Annotated in this window: 1 protein-coding gene; it reads right to left on the reverse strand. The window is 66.5% G+C overall.

The features are described 5' to 3' along the window. Positions 1-762, reverse strand: a 762-nt coding sequence (locus tag APM_RS18970) for an IS1634 family transposase (RefSeq protein ID WP_039889290.1), incomplete at both ends; no start/stop codon positions are given.

Here is a 762-nt window from a genome sequence, read left to right on the forward strand (position 1 = left end):
TCGGCCAGCACCACCTCGCGGACGATGCGGTCGGTGCGTTCCCTTGCGCCGAGGACGTATTCCAGCCCGCGCTCCTCCAGCGCGGCGATCGTCGCGGCGCTGATCATGCCGCGATCGGCGACAACGCAGACCCGGGTGATGCCGAAGCGCGACCGCAGGCGGTCGATCACCGGCACCAGCACCGAGACATCGGCGGTGTTGCCCGGCCACATCTCGGTGCAGATAGGCCTTCCGTCCTGATCGATCACCACGCCCAGGATCATCTGCGCGAGCTGTGGGCGGTAATCCTTGGAGTGGCCCCACGCGCCCAGCGTCTCGCCGCCGGCACCTTCGAAATACAGCGAGGTGGTGTCCATGAATACGACCGAGAGATCGGTGAACAGATCATGCCGCCGAGCGAAGAGCCGCTCTTCCACCAGATCCTTCACCGTCCGTGGCGCAAAGGGCGTGGCATCCGCCTGCTCTGCCTCCGGCAACTCCTCGCCAAGCCAGGCCATGGCGCGGTAGAGGTGATGCAGGCCGAGCTCCTCGGTGCTGGGAATGTCGTAATCGTCGAGCCATTTGTCGCAGGCGCGATCCGAGCCCGAGACCATAATCCGGTGGAGCACGGTGGCGAACACCGCGCGCTCGACCGGGAACTCGAACTGCCGCCCGGCCAGCAGCTCCTCGAACACCGCAGCGATCCCGCTCTCCTGCCACAGTCGGCCGAACAGCAATGGCGCGCCGAACCGGCGCATGCTCAGCGTGGTCGCCTCATTCTCC

The sequence above is a fragment of the Acidiphilium sp. PM genome (assembly GCF_000219295.1).
GTDB classification, from domain to species: domain Bacteria; phylum Pseudomonadota; class Alphaproteobacteria; order Acetobacterales; family Acetobacteraceae; genus Acidiphilium; species Acidiphilium multivorum.